This is a genomic window from Hymenobacter volaticus, assembly GCF_022921055.1.
Taxonomy (GTDB): Bacteria; Bacteroidota; Bacteroidia; order Cytophagales; family Hymenobacteraceae; genus Hymenobacter; species Hymenobacter volaticus.
Map to the genome: position 1 here is coordinate 185,011 of NZ_CP095061.1, position 19,399 is coordinate 204,409.

A 19,399-nucleotide genomic window follows, 5' to 3' on the forward strand; every position below is an offset into this window, starting at 1 on the left:
AGCAGCTTGGTTGTGAAGCTACGTCTACAATTGGTACTCATGTTGGGGGTTAAAGCAAATTCAGCTCCTGCCTGTTCCGATGCGCTTTCAATTAAAATACCTCATCATATGTAGACACTACAGCCAGCTGAGTTAAGCTAAAGGCCTGCTAGTAAGAACGAACGAGGATTACTGCCTAACTGCTTTTGAAGCAGATATGACAACCAATAGCTTAGACCCAAAACACGGTATTTGGAAATAAAATATATATTATACAATATTACTTTTTGTTTATAATATGTAACATAACTTATGAGAGAGTACTCATTGCCATTTGATAGTCGGTTCGATAGACTTGCAGTTTTCAGCTTTGCTTGGGCAGTCGCAAATGTACTGCATGCGTTATCTTTTACTGATCGAATCAGCTTGCAGCATCCTTTTGCCATAGGTGTTCTGCTGGCAGCTGCCTTTGTCATACTGATTCCATGGTCTGTATGGCCTCTTCTGCTGATGCTGTCTTGCAGCGTAGCAAACACATTCGAATGGATGCCTTATGCTCCCAACCACATCACATTCGAGTTCATTATAAACAGCGGCATACTTACGACACTTGTCTGGCTAATTGCCCGCCTCTATCTGAAAGACAAAACTATTGCGGCAGTAGCAACACCTGATTTTAGAAATACTTTATTTCAGACGTTTGCTCCTTTTATTCGTATTAGTTTATTCATTCTGTATTTCTATGCCGTATTTCATAAGCTAAATTGGGATTATTTTAATCCTACTATTAGTTGCAGCGTATTTCTATTGTCAGGTTACGCCAATAGATTCCCTTTTATACCCGATAATGCTTTAGTTCAATGGTCAGCCATATGGGGTACAATAGTAATTGAAGCAGCTATACCTCTATTGCTTTACTTTCGAAGAACTCGCTCTACTGGTGTCTTCCTCGGTTGTGGATTCCACTACTTTCTTGCCCTTCATCCGCATCCAGGCTTGTATAGTTTTTCAAGTATGCTATTCGCTATCTATTTTCTCTTTTTATCTGATGTTTTTACACCTACGGTTCATGAGTTTGCAGATAGTAGGATATATAAAAAGCGACAATATTTACTAACGTTATTTCGGATACTTCTCTTTGCTGCAGTAATAGTAGTCATTGTGTTGGCATTAATAGCAGGTGCTTACATAAATAATATTGTGCACAAGCTTACTTTATTCGGTTTCTTAATTTGGCTAGTATGGGGATTAGTATTAATAGGTTTCTATATCTATAGTGTATCGTATAGTGTTTATTTAGAAAGTAGCTCTGCTACATTGTTTCACATGAAAAAAGCAATGCTTTGGCTAGTGCCTTTGCTAGTTTTATTTAATGGTTTAACACCCTATTTAGGAATCAAAACCCAAACTAACTTTTCTATGTTCAGCAACCTGAGGACGGAAGGAAATATAAGTAATCATATATTTGTTTCTCCCTCCTTGCAACTATTTGATATGGAGAAAGATTTAGTCGAGGTAACCAAAACTAATCTTCAGGATCTTCAAAATCTTGTTAATAACAACCAAGTTATACCTTATTTCGAATTTAAGAGAATTACGAGCAATGCCCACATTGACTTTTATGCCACTTATATTCACAATAACGAAACGCAGACCATTGTTGTAAAACAAGGCATTAGTAATCAGCCAGAGCTATTAATTCCGCATAACTGGCTAGCTGCAAAATTTATTCGTTTTCGTCCAGTAGATAAAGGCCCATGTTTATGTAAGCATTGAACCTGAAGACTTAGCAATATTTATTGGTTGTTATAAATGATATGGTAGTAAGTGAAATTAAAAGCTGATGGATATACAAGATAATGCCTTATGTATGAGTAAGAAACTTAGAACAAAGAAGAGTTTAATTATCGCCTTCGGCATGATCGAATAGTAGGAAGCTCCCAACTCAATAGTGCGCTTTGGACCAATCCCAGCATATACTAACTGCTAAGATGGCCCACAACGAGGATTGATATATAATATAACTATTCATAGGGAGTAGTCTATTTGGTTACACGTGGGCAGTACAGATCCAGCGTTTATATTAAAATAATCAATATATTTATGCGTTAAAGGCAATAAAGCCTTCCATAGTATGCCTTTGGCTTGAGCTATTTAGGTGGCTGATGCAATGCTTACTGCGTAAGGTTCAAACTGAAAGGGCATACAAATGAGCTCTAGTCTGATGACTATAAGTTCAGAGGATTCATATTCCTGTATGTGTTAAAACTCACCTAATGAAAAGGAGCGCCCAGTTAGATTTCTTTAGAGGTTTACTTTTGATAGTTATTACAATAGATCATGCATTAACTTATAATAACATTATAAAGAGATTTACCTATGAGTTTTTTGGCTGGGTTTCGGCAGCAGAAGGATTTGTATATATATCAGGTCTAACGGCAGGTCTTGTATATTATCACAAGTATGTAGAAAGAGGAGAACAGCACGTTGTAAAGGCTGCAAGAGATAGAGTTGTAACGTTATACAAGTATCACTTAGCTTTGCTGTTCTTTGCTTTTTTAATTATTATTTCAAATTTCTATATAACTGAGTATTGGTCTCAATATTATGGTTATTTGTTTCAGAAGCCATTATTATCTATACTACTAAGTAGTGCTCTCTTATATCAGCCTATGTTTATGGATATTTTGCCAATGTACACAATATTTGTGGCTTTTATCCCTATTCTAGTTAAATGCTTTAACAAAGGACTGGTATGGCAGGTGCTTGCTACTTCGATAGCTATATACATAGCAGGCACTCTCATTCATCCTTATCATGTCATAGATACTTTAGTTTCGAACAAGAATATACAAACTGGTTTCTATAATTTACTATGCTGGCAGCTGCTATTTGTTATGGGCGCAATTTCAGGATTTATGTTTTATAATAATAAAACTAAAAAACTGATTAGCAATAGTTATATAGTATACATTTGCGCATTTGTTGCTCTGGTGTTATTTGTTGAGAAGAACTTGCACTTTGGGATTGCAGAAATCAATATTGATAGATTGACTGAGAAGCCTGGCTTAGGAATCATAAGATTAGTTAACTTCATTGTCCTGTGTTTTTTGGTTATACATGTCGCGTCTCGTAATAAAAATTGGTTTGTTAATAAATACATATGTTATTTGGGTAAGTACTCGTTAGAAGTGTTTTCTTTTCATATTATATTAATAATTACTTTTATGCCCTTAAAGGTTTATTTAAATAATATTTGTACTATTAAATTAACAGATAATTTCTACTTGTACCCCCTAAGCAGTCTTTTTGTTTTATTTTTGTTGGTGCCAGCATTATATTTAGCTCCAACTCTAGTGAATAAGAGAATAGTACCTATCACGAAATAGATTGTATTTGCTTCTTGGCTTCTAATATAAAATTGTAAACCAGACAGTAAAGTACACATTTTAAAGGATGACTAATTTGTGTAATTTGCCTTTGTGCATTTTCCTGAATGAATAAAGGGCATCACAAAACAAAGGACTCAAATATAAACACGTGATTTATATTTGAGTCCTTTGTTTTTCAACGGATAACCTAACTTCAAAAAGTAGTTGTATCTATATTTGTTAAGTTGAATCCCCGGCTGTAATGTTAGCTTCAATAAGGTTTACTGCTTTTCACAAACGAATCGGTGTTCCTGTTGCTGTAAGCAACTAATGAATTCGCTACGTCATTCCTGAAGAGGTAATAGTAGTAGAAAATTCTATTGTTACACATAGCTTCTTTGGTAGTGCCGCTGTGTTGTGTTTCCTTAATGCAATCATTATTGCACTCGTGAAGTCAACTCATTTTTCGTAGAGCAATTGATATTTTTGCGTTCGCGAAATATGTAGCAGTTTGAAATAATAGCGGAAGTCTGCAAATCTCCTCTTAGAGTAAGGAAAGAATAGGTGCTTGTAATGAAAGCAGTGCCTGCATTTCATTGCGGGCACTGCTTTCAGAATTTGGCGTGGCATATAAAAAAGAAGCCCGGCAGCATGCTCAAGATGAGTATGCTGCCGGGCTTCTTGGCGCTCCCTCCTGGGCTCGAACCAGGGACCCTCTGATTAACAGTCAGATGCTCTAACCGGCTGAGCTAAGGAAGCGGTTATGGCGACGTTTGATTGTCGTTGCGGGTGCAATATTAGGGTATAGCAAAAGGTTGTGCAAGCATTACCCTAGAAAATATTTCAGAAAAACTTCTAGTTCGTGATACTCAGGATGTTTCCTGAAAGCGCTGTACTGTATTGTCGGAGCGGCCGACTGGCAGGGCCGCCTTGCACACGACCTTGCAAATCGAATTGTGAACCGCAGCAGGCATCTTTCAGAAACAGCCGCGAAGGATCAATGCTGACGCGGGCGCACGTATCATTGACGCGGTAAGGACAGTTTCGCTCAAAGGCCAAGTAGGTGCTAGCATTCTGCCGCACAATAATTATACCACGCACTCCACCTGTGAAATGAATGGCGCCATTGTCGGCACGAAGAGCCGTGTACTGCTGATTGGTGATGTTAAGGCTCTCGCTGAAGCTAACCACAGGAATCTGCGGCTCGACATTGTTTGTGTCGGAGCCGCAGGCCACTACTAATTGACTGCCAAGCATAGCTGCTACCACCGTAAAAGCACGCCAAGTGCTTAGAGCAGGCCGTAGAAGCAAAGAAGCGGTAGTGAACAATCCTGTCATTCGTTTCAGAAAGAAAATAGTACTTGCTAGACCGCAGGCTACTGTACAGCCTCGAACTGACGCAGGAACCGCAGATCGTTTTCCGTGAATAGGCGCAGGTCCTTGATCTGGTACTTAAGCATCGTAATACGCTCGATGCCCATGCCCCACGCATACCCTGAATAACGCTCTGGGTCGATGCCAGATTGCTCTAGCACTGCCGGATCTACCATACCACTGCCACCGATTTCAACCCAGCCGGTTTGTTTGCAAATATTGCAGCCTTTGCCTTTGCAGATCAGGCAGGTGATGTCAATTTCGGCGCTAGGCTCCGTGAACGGGAAGAAGGAGGGACGGAAACGAACTTGCACGTCGTTGCCGAATAACTCCTGCACGAAGTAGTATACCGTCTGTTTTAGATCGGCGAAACTGACGTTTTCATCCACAAATAGAGCTTCTACCTGATGGAACATCATGTGGGCGCGGGCCGAAATAGCTTCGTTGCGGTACACACGGCCCGGCATGATGCTGCGGATAGGCGGCTTCTGTGTTTGCATCACTCGTACCTGCACGGGGCTGGTATGAGTGCGCAGCAACCACTCTTGCTCACCGGGGGTGCGGTGCACGAAAAAGGTATCCTGCATATCCCGAGCCGGGTGGTTCTCGGGGAAGTTCAAGGCTGTGAAGTTGTGCCAATCATCTTCTATTTCAGGCCCCTCAGCCACATTGAAGCCAATGCGCGATAGAACACGCACAATCTCCTCGCGCACCAAATTCAGGGGGTGGCGCGTACCCAGCTGATTAGGGATGGCGGGTAGCGTGTAATCGAACGTAGGATCGGCGGGTGCATTGCGAGTGGCTACCTCCAACTCATGCTGCCGCTCCTCGAAACGAGCTAGCGCCTGCTGTTTGAGTTGATTTAACTCTTGGCCTACTGCCCGGCGCTGCTCCTGAGGCACGGTTTTGAGCTGATCGAATAGATCGGCTAACTGACCTTTGCGACCAGTATAAGCAATGCGGAACTGATCGAGCAGTTCGGGCGTGCTCAGGTCATAGGTTTCAATTTCGGCACGTAGCCGCGTGATATTCTCCTGCATAGTAAGACAAAGATAAGTTTCCGGCGGCTGGTTTCCCGTTTCTGGCTATAGCGAACTGAAGGGCGCTGGGTGAAGAATATGGCAAAAATTAAAGCTCATCATAAAAAAATAAAAGTTGGTACGGTTGCTGCAAAAGGGATATACACCAGCGGCTCATAGCCAGAACGCGGGGCGCCACCCGTTCAGCTTAGTTGGTGTTGTTGAGCATCGAGCCGTCTTCCTTATCTATTCTTTCGCTTTCCTCGTCATGAAAACTTTCCTTTTCACTGCTTGCCTTGTGGCTGCCTCGGTCAGCACTTCTTTTGCCCAAACCAAAACCCCAGCCGCTACCGACTCGTGGTTAGATACGCCGGCTACTACCATGGAGTCCGCTGCTAGCGCCGCTGAAGTTGACGCTCCACAGTATACTACGGGCTGGAATACGGCCCCCGGTCAAAGTTTGAGTTTGCATGGCAAGCCTACCACTGATTATTGGGGCCGTCCGCTCAAGAAAAAAACGAAGAATCTGACCACTGTGGCCGCTAGAGAAGCGGCATATGCTGAGGAAGAAAGCGCTGACCCTATGATGCATTCGTCGGGGGTGATGGTTGCGCCTGGTATGAGTTCTTCGCCATACCGTGGTGTGAGCACCGATTATTGGGGCCGGCCTCTGAAAAAGAAGGCGAAAAACTCAACTCTAGCAGCCAAAACTAAGCAAGCAGATGCCCCTGTAACATCTAATTCCACAATCGGTTGGTAAGTACGGCCGAGATAGGTAGATTTCTCGTAGGTTAGAAAAATCCAGCCTTCACTTAATCTGCCTATCATGCGTTCGTCTTTACTTCTGTGTGTATTCTTGGTTTTCACAAGTCTGATGATAGCGGTTCCTTCACAGGCTCAGCAGACCACTCGCTCTAGTACCAAGAAGTCCGCTAACGGTTATCATCGTACCAGTAACACTAAAGCAAAGCCTCGTGCCGGTGCCTACGCCCGCTACGATCGGTCAGGTCGTCGTAACGAAGACGATATGAAGTTGGCACCCGGGTTGCGCCTCAATATGCCAAGCCCGCCTACTACCGATTACATGGGCCGGCCTTTAAAAAAGAAAGCGCCGAAGGTGGCTACTAGTAGCGCTACATCGATGTCTTCGGAAAGAACGACGCCTACCAAAGCTTCCCCAGCTACCACTCCAAAGTCCCGCAAGCGCTAGAGACTTTATTATCAAGCTTGATGATTTAGTGTTATTCCGATATCAGCTTGCTGTAAACTAATGAAAGCCTCGCACCATCTAGAGCGAGGCTTTTCTTATTACCACAACTTAGCTGCTACACGCCAAAATTTTTTGTGATATAAGCGAGTATATATATCGTAGTTGATAATGTGCGCGTTAAGTAATAAAATGCGGGTCACTTCACTTTTTAGGACCGATACTTTTCTTGCTAGGAACTTCTACTTTTTTCATGCGTTTGAGGGGAAAGTGTACAAGTGCTTTCTTGGCTGTAGGAAGGTCTGTAACTTGCACAAACTATTTAAAGCCTTTTCTGATGAATCGAATCTTCCTCCCGTTGCTGTTGGCTGGTGCTGTTCTTATAGCTGCTCCTTCTCAGGCTCAAACCAAACAAACTAAGTCTTCGGATGGCTGGGGTTCTTCCGATGGCTGGGGCACACCAGCTCCTGCGCCTAAGAAGACCACGTCTACCAAGAAGGCTACTACTACGCCAGCGGCCACCGCAGCACCGGCCGCTGCACCCGCAGAAGTCGCTGCTCCGGCCAACGAAATGACTTCCGGCAGAGGTGGATTTGGAGGAGCCGCCGCGGCTAGCGCAGCTCCAGTTGAAATGCAGCCTGGCGGATCGGTAGTAGCTCCTGGTTTCACGGCTGCACCTTCCCACCGCGTAACGACCGATTATCGTGGTCGGCCTATTGCGCCCTACATCCGTCGCAGCGTACGTCGCGCTGATCCGGTGGTAGCGCCAGCACCAGTTCCGGAACCAGAGCCAGCTCCAATAGTGGAAACTCCAGCACCTGCTCCAGCTCCGGCCCCAACCGCAGCTGCCGCTAAAGCAACCAAAGCGTCGGGTGGTGCCACCGCTGCTCCAAAGAAAACTACTCCTGCCCCTAAGAAAGCAGCTCCTGCCAAAAAGAGTGATGATGGCTGGGGTTCGGGAGGTAGTGGCTGGTAAGCTTCTACTTATTTGAATAGGAATAAAAGGCCTACTCGAGTTATCGGGTAGGCCTTTTTGTTTCGCAAAAGTAAATAGTCTGCCTGCCTTCTAGAAAAAAATTACTGGTCTATTCTTCAGCTGAAAGAGCTACTTCAGTTGCTTCGGGCACTATCGTGGTAGCTTGTGCCCGGTAGTAAAGCGTACTGCAATTGTCAGGGCGAAGTACTTCACGGGCGGCAGTCTGCAGGTCGGCAGGCGTTACGGCTTGCAAACGCGCACTTTCTTCGTTCACCATATTGGCATTGCCCATCAGCTTGCTATAAGCAAGGTTCATGGCACGATGCAGCAGCTCAATTTCGCCGAATACTATGCTGGCTTCGGCCTGATTTTTTACTTTTTCCAGCTCGGCAGTTGGCACTTCCTCGTCGCGGAGTGCTGCTACTACGGCTTCAACTGCTGCATCAGCTGCTTCAAGTGTGACGCCTGTATTAAGCTTACCACTTATCACGAGCAGGCCAGGTTCCAATGAACCCGTGGCTGTGGCAGAAATAGAGTTAAACAATGGTTGTTCTTTCACCAACTGCTGATACAACCGGCTCGACTTGCCGCGGCCCAGCAGGTCGCCTAGCAAATCCACACTATAGTACTCGGGAGCCGTGCGAGCCGGCATGTGATACACCTTGTAAAGCGCATCGAGCGGGACATCAGCTGTAACTTCCAAGAACCGGGCTTCCGTCTGACGCGGTTCAACGGGTAGCTGCCGCTCATAGCGCGGTCCGCCGGGAATTGGTCCAAACCACTTCTCTGCTAGCCGCTGTGCTTCTACTACCGTTACAGCGCCAGCTACCACTAAAATTGCGTTCTGGGGAGCGTAGTGTTTTTTGAAAAAAGCTCGCACATCATCCATTACTGCATTTTCGATGTGGCTGATCTCCTTGCCGATAGTTGCCCATTGGTAGGGGTGGTGCTGGTAGGCAAGAGGACGTAGTTTCAACCACACGTCACCGTAGGGCTGGTTGAGGTAGTTTTGCTTGAACTCTTCCACTACCACTTTGCGCTGCACGGCCAGCCCGTTTTCCGAGAAAGCCAAGTTTAGCATCCGGTCTGATTCCAGCCAGAAACCGGTTTCAAGGTTGGCCGCCGATACAGTGAGGTAATAGTTGGTGACGTCGGGGGAAGTAAAGGCATTGTTTTCACCGCCCACGCGCTGCAGCGGCTCATCATAGCTCGGAATATTGACGGAGCCAGAGAACATTAAATGTTCAAATAAGTGCGCAAAACCAGTATGGGAGGATTCTTCGTCACGCGAACCGACGTTATAGAGCACATCAAGCACTGCCATAGGTGTGGTGTGGTCCTCGTGTACTATGCAACGTAGACCATTGGCCAAAGTGAATTCTTCGAAATGAATCATGAAAGCAAAGTTGTGAACAGGTATTGGCTAACTATACGCATACAGTTTGGGTTCTGATTACCGCAAGCTGTACGCATGAGCTTATGAAGAGTGGCATCCTCATATCTTACCAACCTTCTTGGTAATAAAGTTTCTTGCCTTTGGTTACACCCCAATATTTTAGGAGTTCGGCGTTGGTTTCTGTGTATTCGGGCCTATTTACTATCCACCATGACATAACCGTGCATTCTGCGCTTATTCGTGCTACTGGCTCGGTTGCTTGGGCAAGGCGTTCTAAGCCCTGACGTTCACAAGTGTTGTTCTCTTTAAGAAACAAAGTATCTACTCCCAGATAGAATATCGAAACTACAAGAATGCCAGCTAAATACCGGTTGCGGAAACGAACTGGCAGATGGTGGAGCAGGAAGTAGCTTGATAAAGCGTAGAAAAACATCAGCCCAATAATGATTGGCTGAATAGAGTCACGTCTGATGATAAGCGGGCGGTATGGTCGGTAGCCCCTAGCGGTAGCAATAACAGATAAATTACTGCAAACAAAACGAGCCACCTAAAAATACTGATAACACGCTGGCTGCCTGGGCTGTCGGGCAATAGCCGTCGGATAAGTACTATATTCAAAGAAGCCGCAACTAAAAGTACTATCAGCCCTAGTTGGCTAAGTTGCCAAAAAATGCCCGAAGGCAGCCGCATGTATCGCTCCCATATGGGTAGCACGCTTACGGTGCTTTCTTCTTCATTAAGACCAATATAGAGAGAATATAAACAGAGCAGCATAAATAGGCCGAGCAGGAACAGGGGCAAAACCGGAGCTTGCGTGATTCGAATAATTCGCTGCCACAGCGACATGCCTACCCCTGACTGCCACCGACCCAAAACCCAGTGCAGGCCAATTCCGAAAAAAAGAACTGCCACCACTCCCGGTATAATAGCGCCATTAAATGCAAGCACTATCATGAGTCCAATCAATGCTATTCGGCTGGGCCAATTAAGACGAAGTGGCTTTCCATTGTAGGCTGCTTGATAGAAAGGCAATAATAGTAGCAATAGCAACGTTATTGGAAACGCGTAGAAGAACGTGTAAGTAATCGACGGGTCGATGATGCCCATTTGGCCGTTGTAGCCAGATAGTTGAAATAGAGGCACTAGCAAAGCAATTGCAGTCCACAAGTTGAGGCTGCTAAGCCGATAAGTACCACTGATATACACCCCTAGTATATAAAGCAGTAACGCCTGTACGCCTACCGCGAAAAGCGCACAAGCGGCGTAAATGCTACTGATAGGGTCCGTGATGCGCTGTAAAGCAAAAGGCACTGTTTTGAAGTACCCAACCATAGACGCATGTGCAAAAAATCGATTGGGAGCTACATACGATTCATTGCGAGTTAAAACGCCCCAGCCGAAAGGGTCTGTAAGCACTTGCCGGCATTCGGGTGCAGGTAGTACAATGGAGGGCAAGTCACCTTCTAGTGGTAGTTGGTAGGCTTGTACAAACGTGTAGCCTAAATCCAGTACCACAAACAAGACGAGTAAGACAAATAGAGGGCTTTTCTTCATTTAATGAGTACTGTCAGCTATGGTGCTGACTTTTATGCTGATGCATACGATCTAGGTAAGGATTTTAGACCGCGTTTGTATGCTACCCTCGAACCTGGGCATGCGTGGCACGCAGGTCAGCTCAGACAACAGCAGCTTCTAGTCTCTGAAAACTGCAGTACCAGCTAGCAATAGGTTGTCATGAGGTGGAGCAGGAAAGAATTGCTACGATATGCAGCGTAAACTTATTCTGCTATGATACACGCATTTTGTATCTAACTGTCTGTTTAACAGGCAGTAGCCAGTATATTAAGAAACAACAGAAGCACCCTAAAAAGGTGCTTCCGTGAGGCAAGATAGAGAGAAGCTTATGAGGTTTGCAACTACGGTGACTTACTGGTCTATTATGTGGCTTAACTATACTAAATCAATCCTATCCAGGTACGAAAACGGTTTACACTTTTGCTTATCGCGGTGCAAAAAGCTAGATAACTTGAGTATAAAGAAGATACTTACCACTCCAGTAACTGCCTTTAATTATCTCTCGGCCTAGCATCAGCTATATCTACATCTAATGGTATGTAGTAACCAGCAGACACACTGTAGTAGCAGTTTTTATAACGTGATTATTTGAGACTGCAGCAGTAAGTATGCTTACCGATGGTACGCTTTCGGGCTTAAGATCTAGACTGTATGATGTAACTAGCAGAAGTACCTTTGACAGCGCTATTTTCTAATTCTTCTCTCGTTGCTGCTTGTTGGATCGCACGGTATGATTGCTTCTCCCTACGACCCAATCCGTTACTTTTGGCCCCGACACATAGCCCATCCGCCCCGCCCTATGCATTTCGACCGTAAGGACTATTCCAACGAAACACTTCTGTGCCTCTACCAGCACCTGCTCAAGCCGCGCCTGATAGAAGAGAAAATGCTGATTCTGCTTCGGCAGGGTAAAGTGAGTAAGTGGTTTTCGGGTATCGGCCAGGAAGCCATTTCGGTGGGGAGCACGCTGGCCTTAGAGCCCGATGAGTACATCCTGCCGCTACACCGCAACTTGGGTGTGTTTACGGGGCGCAACGTGCCGCTCGACCGGCTATTTGCGCAGTGGCAGGGCAAAACTACTGGCTTCACCAAGGGCCGCGACCGAAGCTTCCACTTTGGCTCCAACGAGCATCATATTGTGGGGATGATTTCGCACTTAGGCCCCCAATTGGCCGTAGCCGATGGTATTGCGCTGGCCGATATATTGGATCAGCGACAGAAAGTAACGATAACGTATAGCGGTGACGGGGGAGCGAGTGAAGGCGACTTCCATGAAGCGCTAAACGTGGCGGCTGTGTGGCAACTGCCCGTCATTTTCATTATTGAAAACAATGGCTACGGCCTCAGCACCCCTAGCCGGGAGCAGTTCCGTTTCAACTACTTCGTGGATAAAGGCCCGGCCTATGGCATGGAAGCACTGCAAATTGATGGCAATAACGTGCTGGAAGTTTACGACACTGTGCATCGGCTAGCCGAAGATATGCGTCGTAATCCGCGGCCAGTGCTGCTAGAGGCGCTCACGTTCCGCATGCGCGGGCACGAAGAAGCCAGTGGCACCAAATACGTGCCGCAAGAGCTATTTGAGGAGTGGGGACAAAAGGACCCGGTTGAGAACTACGAGAAGTGGCTACTTGCCGAAGGCATATTGGATGAAGAAGCCCGGATGCGTTATCGCCACACCATCAAGCGCGAAATAGAGGAGGGCTTGCGGGTAGCCGATGAGGTGCCTATGCCTGTAGCCAGCGAAAAAGAAGAGGTGGGGGATATGTACCGCGCCTTCCGAGCCCCCAACCAAAGCCCCGTCGCCGACGCACCCACTACCGACAAACGTTACGTCGATGCCATTTCAGACGGCTTGCGGCAAAGCATGGAAAAATATCCTGAGCTGGTACTCATGGGCCAGGACATTGCCGATTATGGGGGCGTATTCAAGATCACCGAAGGCTTTGTAGCACAGTTTGGCAAAGCGCGGGTGCGTAATACGCCACTCTGCGAGTCCGCTATTTTGGGTGCAGGTTTAGGGCTGAGTGTAAAAGGCAAGAAAGCCATGGTAGAAATGCAGTTCGCTGATTTCGTAACCTGTGGTTTCAATCAGATTGTAAATAACCTCGCCAAAAGCCACTACCGCTGGGGCCAGAATGCCGACGTGGTGGTGCGCATGCCAACCGGCGCTGGCACCGCCGCTGGGCCGTTTCACTCGCAGAGCAATGAAGCGTGGTTTACGCACACCCCAGGCCTCAAAGTGGTGTACCCGAGCAACCCACATGATGCAAAGGGGCTGCTTTGCGCCGCTATTGAGGACCCTAATCCGGTAATGTACTTCGAGCACAAGATGCTCTACCGCAGCATCTCCGGTCCCGTGCCCGATGCCTATTATACCACGCCTATCGGCAAGGCTGCCTTGGTGCGCGAAGGCGATACGCTTAGTATCATTACCTACGGTGCTGGGGTGCATTGGGCACTGGCGTTAGCCAATGAGCTAGATCTAGATGCCGATATTCTGGACCTTCGTACCCTGCTACCGTGGGATGAAGAAGCAGTGCGCCAAACGGTCAGCAAGAATGGCCGGGTTCTGCTATTGCACGAAGACACCCTGACGGGCGGCCTTGGAGGGGAGCTAGGGGCCTGGATAGCCGAGCACTGCTTCCAGTATCTCGATGCCCCCATTCAGCGCGTCGCGTCGCTCGATACGGCCGTTCCTTTTTCGCCCAACTTGGAAAAGCAATTCCTGCCGCAGCAGCGTTTGCGGGAGGCAGTAGAAAAGTTATTGAATTATTAGATAATTTCGAGTAGCCAGGACGCTTCTAATAAAAAAGGTCGTTAGGAAATAAAGTGTGCTATGAAGCTTAGAAAACTATTTGTGTTGATGATAAGTGGGTTATTGCTTCTGGCGGCTTGCCAGAGTCACCGCTACGCGCTACCCAGTCCGAAGGGACCACTACAGCCCAAGGTCAAGAAAACCGCCAAAAAATCAGCCGACCAAAACGCCGATGGCAGTGACGTAAGTGCCGAACCGGTGGAAGTGAAGCCACAAAAGAACAGCTACGATAAAAACGGCTTGCTTAAAAAACCGAAGTACGAGCGCCGTCGGCTCACCCACAAAGTTGGGCAACGTAAGTTTTTAGGCTTTGTACTACCCTTTTAACAAGGCTGGCAAGCAGGTAATTGTTAAGTGTCCTGTGCTTATATGGGTGGGCTAATCCTGCTCTGGATATATTTTTGCGTGTCGATTAACTCGTCAGTTACTGTTCTTCTTTACCTTCCTATTCCATGCGAGTCTTTGTCTTGACTATGGTTTTGTTGCTGGCTGGTTTCAGCGCTTCTGCTCAGACTGCCGAGCCCAACCAACGGGCTGCTAACCGCCGTGCTTTGCGCGACGCACGCAAGTACCCAGCGCCCTACAAAGATTCGCACTTGGCGGTAGATAAAGCAGCTCTTAAGCGCGGCGATGGAGGCCGAGCTGCAAAGCCCAACGACGGCCGCCAGAAGTATAAATTCGACAAAACAGGAACGGCCCGCGTAAGTGAACCTAGCACTATTAGTCTGCGTCTTCGTAAGAAGACAAAGACCACTAGCAACTAAAGCTCACATCCATGATACCTTGGCAACCCCTTACGCAAGCAGAACAACTACAAGACATTGTGCGCGAGTCGCATGAGAAGCCAGTGCTTATTTTTAAGCATAGCACCACCTGCTCAATTAGCGCTGCCGCCAAAGGCAAGATGGAGCGCCAATGGGCCGATGCTGGCCTTACCGATACCAAGCTCTATTACCTTGACTTGTTACGCTTCCGTCCCATTTCCGCTGAAATAGCGCAAAAGTTTGGGGTACGGCACGAGTCGCCCCAGCTGCTACTCATTAAAGACGGCGAGTGCCACTATAATGCCTCGCATATGGGCATCCGGCTGAGCGATGTCAAGAGTGTAGTCGGGTAGCCAGGTAGGCAGCAAGTAAAAGCTGTATTTTTAAAGTAATAGCCAGTTGTAAAGCAAACATTCTGCTAGGGCAGCGTCTTTGCTTTACAACTGGCTACTGATCTTAAACTCATTTACTTATCCTGCGTACTCGAACTGAACCTCTTGTCGGATTTCCGGGTTGAGGCTGAGGGCCACCGGGCAAGTACGGGCTGCGTTTTCCAACACAGTTCGCTCTTTCGCGCTAAGCTTGGCAGGCAGCTGAAACTGCACGTCAATCTGCCGGATACGGCGAGGGTCTGCCGCCATATGCTTGACAACGTTGTAGGTAACTCCTGTGAGGTCTAAAGCAAGGCGTTCGGCCACAATGCCCATGATGGTCATCATGCAGCTTCCTAGAGCCGCACTTACAAGGTCGGTGGGCGAAAAAGCTTCGCCTCGGCCATGGTTATCGACGGGTGCGTCGGTAAGAATAGTGTTGCCAGAGGCGGTATGAGTGGCTTCGGTGCGCAGGTGGCCGGCGTAGCGGGCAGTGGCTGTGTGCATATTCAAGGAAGTAAGCTAGTAAACAAGATGATGCCAGCAAATTTACGTACTTTCGATAGGGTGGCACCCAAGCCCTCTACCTGTTCTGTTTATCCGCTCATCCTATCCTCCCCGTTTCCCTTGCGACGTCTACTATCACTAGCTGGCCTGTTGACTATTTTCACGGGTTCGGCTGCCCAGGCGCAAAGCGCTTCGGCCTCGCCAAACGATGACCCCTCCTACCGGAAGGAGTTCGTGTACGGCGTTAACTTCAACACGAGAGGCGGTTTGATTGGTGGTGTTTCGGTGCGTTCAACGCGGGTGCTAAACGAGAACTGGTCGCGCTTTTGGAGCATCGAAGCTGTGGAAGTGAAGCACCGGAAAGAGCGGCGAGTAGCTAGCTTCAACGGTAGTTCTTTTGTGCTCGATAAGTCTAATTACTTTTTTGTCTTACGTCCTTCAGTGGGAGCGCAACGAGTAGTTTTCCGCAAAGCTGCTGAATCAGGCGTACAGGTGAATGCGCTGATGTCGGCTGGTCCGTCTATTGGTCTGTTGATGCCTTATTACATCAACTACGATTACACGGATCAGAGCACACCGCGCCAGCCCGAGGTTATACGTACCGAGCAGTATGATCCTTATATCCACACCGATCAGTCTCTGATTCGTGACCGGGCACCGCTTTTCACAGGCGCCAACGAAACCAAACCATATATCGGGGTTCACTGGCGCGGCGCACTTAGCTTCGAGTATGGCCGTTACCGCGACGCCGTGGCAGGGATAGAAACAGGTGTGTTGTTAGAGCTCTACGGCAAGCAGCCTGTGATTCTCCGTTCCCGCGACGTACCCGATAGCCAAATCAACAACCGCTTCTATCCTTCGGTATACCTCACTATCTATCTGGGGTCGAGAAGCTAATTAGCAACGACAGTTGCCTACTATCAACAGCAAGGCTGTTTGTAAGGGACTTTGTTGGGTCGGCGAAGGCTAGCACTCAAACAAAGTCTCTTTTGTTTGTTGTTACATGATGCTGGTCTGTTTACTACTGTGCTTTCATAAAGACTACTTGTTGTTTACCGCTCCATACTAACTGTCAGACCAGTTACCTTTGCTCCATGGATGATTTGCTGTTAACCTTGCCTATAGTGCAACCCCAAGTGCCGGCGCCCGCCAAGCCGCGCAAGCCCGACTGGCTGCGCGTGAAGCTGCCCGTAGGCCCCGAATATGCCGCCGTGCGCCGGTTGGTGGACGAGCACAAGCTCCATACCATCTGCGAAAGCGGTAATTGTCCCAACATGGGTGAGTGCTGGGGTGCTGGCACTGCTACGTTCATGATTCTTGGCAACGTGTGTACTCGCTCTTGCTCGTTCTGCGCTGTAGCTACCGGGCGCCCCACCGAATACGATACCGATGAACCCCGCCGAGTAGCCGAAGCTATTCAGTTGATGAAGGTGAAGCATGCTGTTATCACCAGCGTCAACCGCGACGAACTGAAAGACCGGGGTGCCAGCATTTGGAACGAAACCGTAGTGCGCATCAAGCAACTGTCGCCCGAGACTACCATCGAAACACTGATTCCAGACGTGAAAGCGAACTGGGAAGCATTGGACGTGATGATTGCCGGTGGGCAGGAAGTGGTATCGCACAACATAGAAACCGTAGGTAGCCTGTACCGCTTGGTGCGCCCGCAAGCCAAATACGACCGAAGCCTAGAGCAAATTCGGCGTACCAAAGCTGCTGGCAAACGCACGAAGTCTGGCATCATGCTGGGCCTAGGCGAAACCAAAGACGAGATGTACCGTGCTATGGACGACTTAGTGGCGCATGGCCTCGACATCCTGACTCTTGGCCAGTATCTGCAGCCAACTAAGCGCCACTTGGAGGTTGCCGAGTTCATCCATCCTGAGTTATTTGCGCATTACCGCGAGGAAGGGTTGGCTCGTGGCCTCAAGTATGTAGAAAGCGGCCCCTTAGTACGCAGTAGCTACCACGCGGAGCGTCACGTGAACGTCCCGATCTAGCATACTCGACGGTTAGCTCCACCAAAACGCCAAAGGACCAGTTGCTAACAACTGGTCCTTTGGCGTTTTGGTGGAGCTATAGGCTGCCTTTACTATAAATTGATTGCTGCATCACGCAGACAACAACTGCGTTAGAGTCCGAGCTTTGGCGAAGGTTCCTCTGCATTAAAGGCCAATATGCCGTAGGTATGCATCATTGTTGACGTAGAGGATGTACGCTTTCTGTGTGGACGGGGCCAATTGCAAATTTTGTTTTGCCGCAGCCAATAAGCGCTTGCTCTGCCGCCCCATCCGGTGGCTCCAAAATACCACTATTGTATAATCGGCAAACGACTCCATGGCTTGCACGCGGCTGCCGTCTACGGTGCGCAGAAACGGTGCTAGCGCCGCGAAAGAGAGCAAGCTGTCGGGTGGGGCCTGGCTAATAGGTGGGAACACCTCCATTTGTCGGTCCTGATTCCAGTCGAGGTTAGGGAAGCCCCCAGCATAGCGGTTGACATAATATGATATCAACTGGCCAGCCCGGTTGTAGTACAGCAATTGCAGGGGCTGCGCGTGGTTTTTAGCTTCGTCTTGCATCCGCAGCGGCTGTCGCTTCAGAAATTCAAAGTAGCTGATGTCCAGTACGAAGCTTTTGCCGGGTGCTACGCCTACGCCGTAGTCTTGCGCATACTCTCGTACCTGTGGAAAATCAACCGCATCAGTACGGCGCATGCCATATACTCCCTCCGCTACGGTGGTGCAGCCTGCCAAGCTCAAGCTGGTAAGCAAGAGCGACGAGGCGACAAACCAATGGGTAGGAGAGGAGAAAGCCATAACATAAGGTACAAAAAAAGCCTCTTAAAACTAAGAGGCTTTCTAGCTATAAAAGGTTGTCAGTAAGGCTACTTATTAACGACGAGCGTTGGTGTCGGTAGGAGGGTAGTTGCCCAAGATGCCGTTCACAATGCGGTGCACTTCTTCTTCGGAAATGCTCTGGTTGTCGACCTGTGCTTGGCCAGTGCCGCGCCATGCAAGCTCCTTGCGGCGGGCGTCTACCAAGTCGATGATAACAGTACCAGCTTTATACTGCGTAACAGGCGAATACATGCCGCGGTTGTAGAGGCCATACCCATAGTAGGGGTAGCCAAGGCCGTTGTAGTAAGGCGAAACCTGCTGCTTCTCTTCTACTTTGGCGCTGTAGGCAACAAACAAGTCGGCGTCCTTGTCAACGCGGGTCAAGCCTTTCGCAGCCAGCTCACGCTCTACAGCAGCTTGCAGGCGCTGATCCAAAAACGACTCATAGCCTTTGGCTGGGCCACCTTCAGCATCAACAGTTTGCTGAGGATACCAGGCCCACGTCTTATAGGTACGAAAATTGACAGAGTGGTCGAAGTCAGAGGTAACACCCACTCTGGAAGAAGTAGCGCAACCGGAAACACCCAGTAGCAGCGAAAAACCGATAGCCATAAAAGCGGCTGGACGGGCAAGTAAACGGGTGATGGAGTTCATGGATATAGATCAGTATGAAGGAAACAGCAACTACTCGAAAAACGGCTTTACAAGGCTTGATTCACACTTTTCGTTGCTTATTACTTCAACGTTTTCAAGCATGCCAATGTTCCCCGATAGTGGATATAACGGGGGAATCTATTAAAATTATTCCGAGAAAATCATCCTCTTATTTAAGAATCTAATTACCTTCCCCAACCTTAAAACTCAACGATGAATCGAACTCTGCTCCTTTTTCTCAGTTTACTGGGTTTTACTGCCTGCACCGCAGCGAAAGAAAACACCAGCAGCAACAACACCAGCAAGACCCCTGTGGCGCACAGCACAATCGTCGATTGTGTGCTCTACGATGGCATGACCAAAGAATCAACACAGTTGGCCAGCATCACTCCGGGTTCGGAGGTGCAGGTTACTGACACAGTTGATGTCTACTTTGTGAAAGCCCGTGTGACCAAGGATGGTAAAACCGTTAATGGGTACATGTACCGCACTTGCTTCCCACAACGGTAACCTTTTGGTGTTTGCTACCTGAAGCTCGGGCACAAAAACAC

General features: G+C 47.9%; 20 protein-coding genes and 1 tRNA gene. 12 read left to right on the top strand and 9 right to left on the bottom strand.

Annotation, left to right across the window (positions count from 1 at the left end; genetic code table 11):
* Window positions 1-291: 291 nt before the first annotated feature.
* Both MUN86_RS00750 and opgC read left to right on the top strand, forming a co-directional pair.
* On the top strand, window positions 292-1,755 hold the full coding sequence (locus MUN86_RS00750; protein WP_245120654.1) for an HTTM domain-containing protein: 1,464 nt from the start codon (window positions 292-294) through the stop codon (window positions 1,753-1,755).
* Window positions 1,756-2,255: 500 nt separating this feature from the next.
* Window positions 2,256-3,368, top strand: a complete 1,113-nt coding sequence (opgC, locus tag MUN86_RS00755) for an OpgC domain-containing protein (protein ID WP_245120656.1) — start codon at window positions 2,256-2,258, stop codon at window positions 3,366-3,368.
* A gap of 664 nt (window positions 3,369-4,032) precedes the next feature.
* Here opgC and MUN86_RS00760 read toward each other — a convergent pair.
* From MUN86_RS00760 to pheS, 3 genes are all read right to left on the bottom strand, one after another.
* Window positions 4,033-4,109, bottom strand: a tRNA-Asn gene (locus tag MUN86_RS00760).
* Between the two features lie 96 nt (window positions 4,110-4,205).
* Window positions 4,206-4,688, bottom strand: a complete 483-nt coding sequence (locus tag MUN86_RS00765; protein WP_245120658.1) for a Rieske (2Fe-2S) protein — start codon at window positions 4,686-4,688, stop codon at window positions 4,206-4,208.
* Window positions 4,689-4,726: 38 nt separating this feature from the next.
* Complete coding sequence (gene pheS / locus MUN86_RS00770; RefSeq protein ID WP_245120660.1) at window positions 4,727-5,764, bottom strand: phenylalanine--tRNA ligase subunit alpha; 1,038 nt, start codon at window positions 5,762-5,764, stop codon at window positions 4,727-4,729.
* 247 nt (window positions 5,765-6,011) lie between these two features.
* On the opposite strand from pheS, the gene MUN86_RS00775 reads away from it, so the two are divergent.
* The 3 genes from MUN86_RS00775 to MUN86_RS00785 all read left to right on the top strand — a co-directional run bounded on the left by MUN86_RS00775 (window position 6,012) and on the right by MUN86_RS00785 (window position 7,926).
* Complete coding sequence (locus MUN86_RS00775; RefSeq protein ID WP_245120662.1) at window positions 6,012-6,503, top strand: hypothetical protein; 492 nt, start codon at window positions 6,012-6,014, stop codon at window positions 6,501-6,503.
* Between the two features lie 66 nt (window positions 6,504-6,569).
* The gene (locus MUN86_RS00780; protein ID WP_245120664.1) at window positions 6,570-6,953 is read left to right on the top strand and encodes a hypothetical protein; all 384 of its coding nucleotides are present in this window, start codon (window positions 6,570-6,572) and stop codon (window positions 6,951-6,953) included.
* A 334-nt stretch (window positions 6,954-7,287) separates the two neighbouring features.
* Complete coding sequence (locus MUN86_RS00785; protein WP_245120666.1) at window positions 7,288-7,926, top strand: hypothetical protein; 639 nt, start codon at window positions 7,288-7,290, stop codon at window positions 7,924-7,926.
* A gap of 109 nt (window positions 7,927-8,035) precedes the next feature.
* Here the strand turns inward: MUN86_RS00785 and MUN86_RS00790 are convergent, their stop codons facing one another.
* The 3 genes from MUN86_RS00790 to MUN86_RS00800 all read right to left on the bottom strand — a co-directional run bounded on the left by MUN86_RS00790 (window position 8,036) and on the right by MUN86_RS00800 (window position 10,429).
* On the bottom strand, window positions 8,036-9,322 hold the full coding sequence (locus tag MUN86_RS00790; RefSeq protein ID WP_245120668.1) for a M16 family metallopeptidase: 1,287 nt from the start codon (window positions 9,320-9,322) through the stop codon (window positions 8,036-8,038).
* Between the two features lie 106 nt (window positions 9,323-9,428).
* Window positions 9,429-9,755: a hypothetical protein gene (locus MUN86_RS00795; protein WP_245120670.1), complete on the bottom strand. Its 327-nt coding sequence runs from the start codon at window positions 9,753-9,755 to the stop codon at window positions 9,429-9,431.
* Window positions 9,755-10,429 (bottom strand): hypothetical protein, encoded by a 675-nt coding sequence (locus MUN86_RS00800; RefSeq protein ID WP_245120672.1) that lies wholly within the window; start codon window positions 10,427-10,429, stop codon window positions 9,755-9,757. Before MUN86_RS00800 ends, MUN86_RS00795 begins: the two co-directional genes overlap by 1 nt.
* A gap of 1,267 nt (window positions 10,430-11,696) precedes the next feature.
* On the opposite strand from MUN86_RS00800, the gene MUN86_RS00805 reads away from it, so the two are divergent.
* The 4 genes from MUN86_RS00805 to ytxJ all read left to right on the top strand — a co-directional run bounded on the left by MUN86_RS00805 (window position 11,697) and on the right by ytxJ (window position 14,832).
* Window positions 11,697-13,676 (top strand): alpha-ketoacid dehydrogenase subunit alpha/beta, encoded by a 1,980-nt coding sequence (locus tag MUN86_RS00805; RefSeq protein WP_245120674.1) that lies wholly within the window; start codon window positions 11,697-11,699, stop codon window positions 13,674-13,676.
* Between the two features lie 60 nt (window positions 13,677-13,736).
* A complete protein-coding gene (locus MUN86_RS00810) occupies window positions 13,737-14,042 on the top strand; it encodes a hypothetical protein (protein WP_245120676.1) in 306 nt (101 codons plus the stop codon).
* Between the two features lie 125 nt (window positions 14,043-14,167).
* A complete protein-coding gene (locus MUN86_RS00815) occupies window positions 14,168-14,479 on the top strand; it encodes a DUF4932 domain-containing protein (protein ID WP_245120678.1) in 312 nt (103 codons plus the stop codon).
* Window positions 14,480-14,490: 11 nt separating this feature from the next.
* The gene (gene ytxJ / locus MUN86_RS00820; RefSeq protein WP_245120680.1) at window positions 14,491-14,832 is read left to right on the top strand and encodes a bacillithiol system redox-active protein YtxJ; all 342 of its coding nucleotides are present in this window, start codon (window positions 14,491-14,493) and stop codon (window positions 14,830-14,832) included.
* A gap of 117 nt (window positions 14,833-14,949) precedes the next feature.
* Here ytxJ and MUN86_RS00825 read toward each other — a convergent pair whose 3' ends face one another.
* Window positions 14,950-15,357 (bottom strand): OsmC family protein, encoded by a 408-nt coding sequence (locus MUN86_RS00825; RefSeq protein WP_245120682.1) that lies wholly within the window; start codon window positions 15,355-15,357, stop codon window positions 14,950-14,952.
* A gap of 120 nt (window positions 15,358-15,477) precedes the next feature.
* Between MUN86_RS00825 and MUN86_RS00830 the strand changes: the two genes are divergently transcribed.
* A complete protein-coding gene (locus MUN86_RS00830; RefSeq protein WP_245120684.1) occupies window positions 15,478-16,254 on the top strand; it encodes a hypothetical protein in 777 nt (258 codons plus the stop codon).
* A 197-nt stretch (window positions 16,255-16,451) separates the two neighbouring features.
* Window positions 16,452-17,357, top strand: coding sequence for a lipoyl synthase (gene lipA / locus MUN86_RS00835; RefSeq protein ID WP_245120686.1), 906 nt, complete (start codon window positions 16,452-16,454; stop codon window positions 17,355-17,357).
* A 165-nt stretch (window positions 17,358-17,522) separates the two neighbouring features.
* Here lipA and MUN86_RS00840 read toward each other — a convergent pair whose 3' ends face one another.
* Window positions 17,523-18,173, bottom strand: a complete 651-nt coding sequence (locus MUN86_RS00840) for a hypothetical protein (RefSeq protein WP_245120688.1) — start codon at window positions 18,171-18,173, stop codon at window positions 17,523-17,525.
* Between the two features lie 75 nt (window positions 18,174-18,248).
* Window positions 18,249-18,848: a DUF4136 domain-containing protein gene (locus tag MUN86_RS00845; protein ID WP_245120690.1), complete on the bottom strand. Its 600-nt coding sequence runs from the start codon at window positions 18,846-18,848 to the stop codon at window positions 18,249-18,251.
* 213 nt (window positions 18,849-19,061) lie between these two features.
* Here MUN86_RS00845 and MUN86_RS00850 point away from each other — a divergent pair, with 213 nt between their 5' ends.
* A complete protein-coding gene (locus tag MUN86_RS00850) occupies window positions 19,062-19,358 on the top strand; it encodes a hypothetical protein (RefSeq protein ID WP_245120692.1) in 297 nt (98 codons plus the stop codon).
* Window positions 19,359-19,399: the final 41 nt, after the last annotated feature.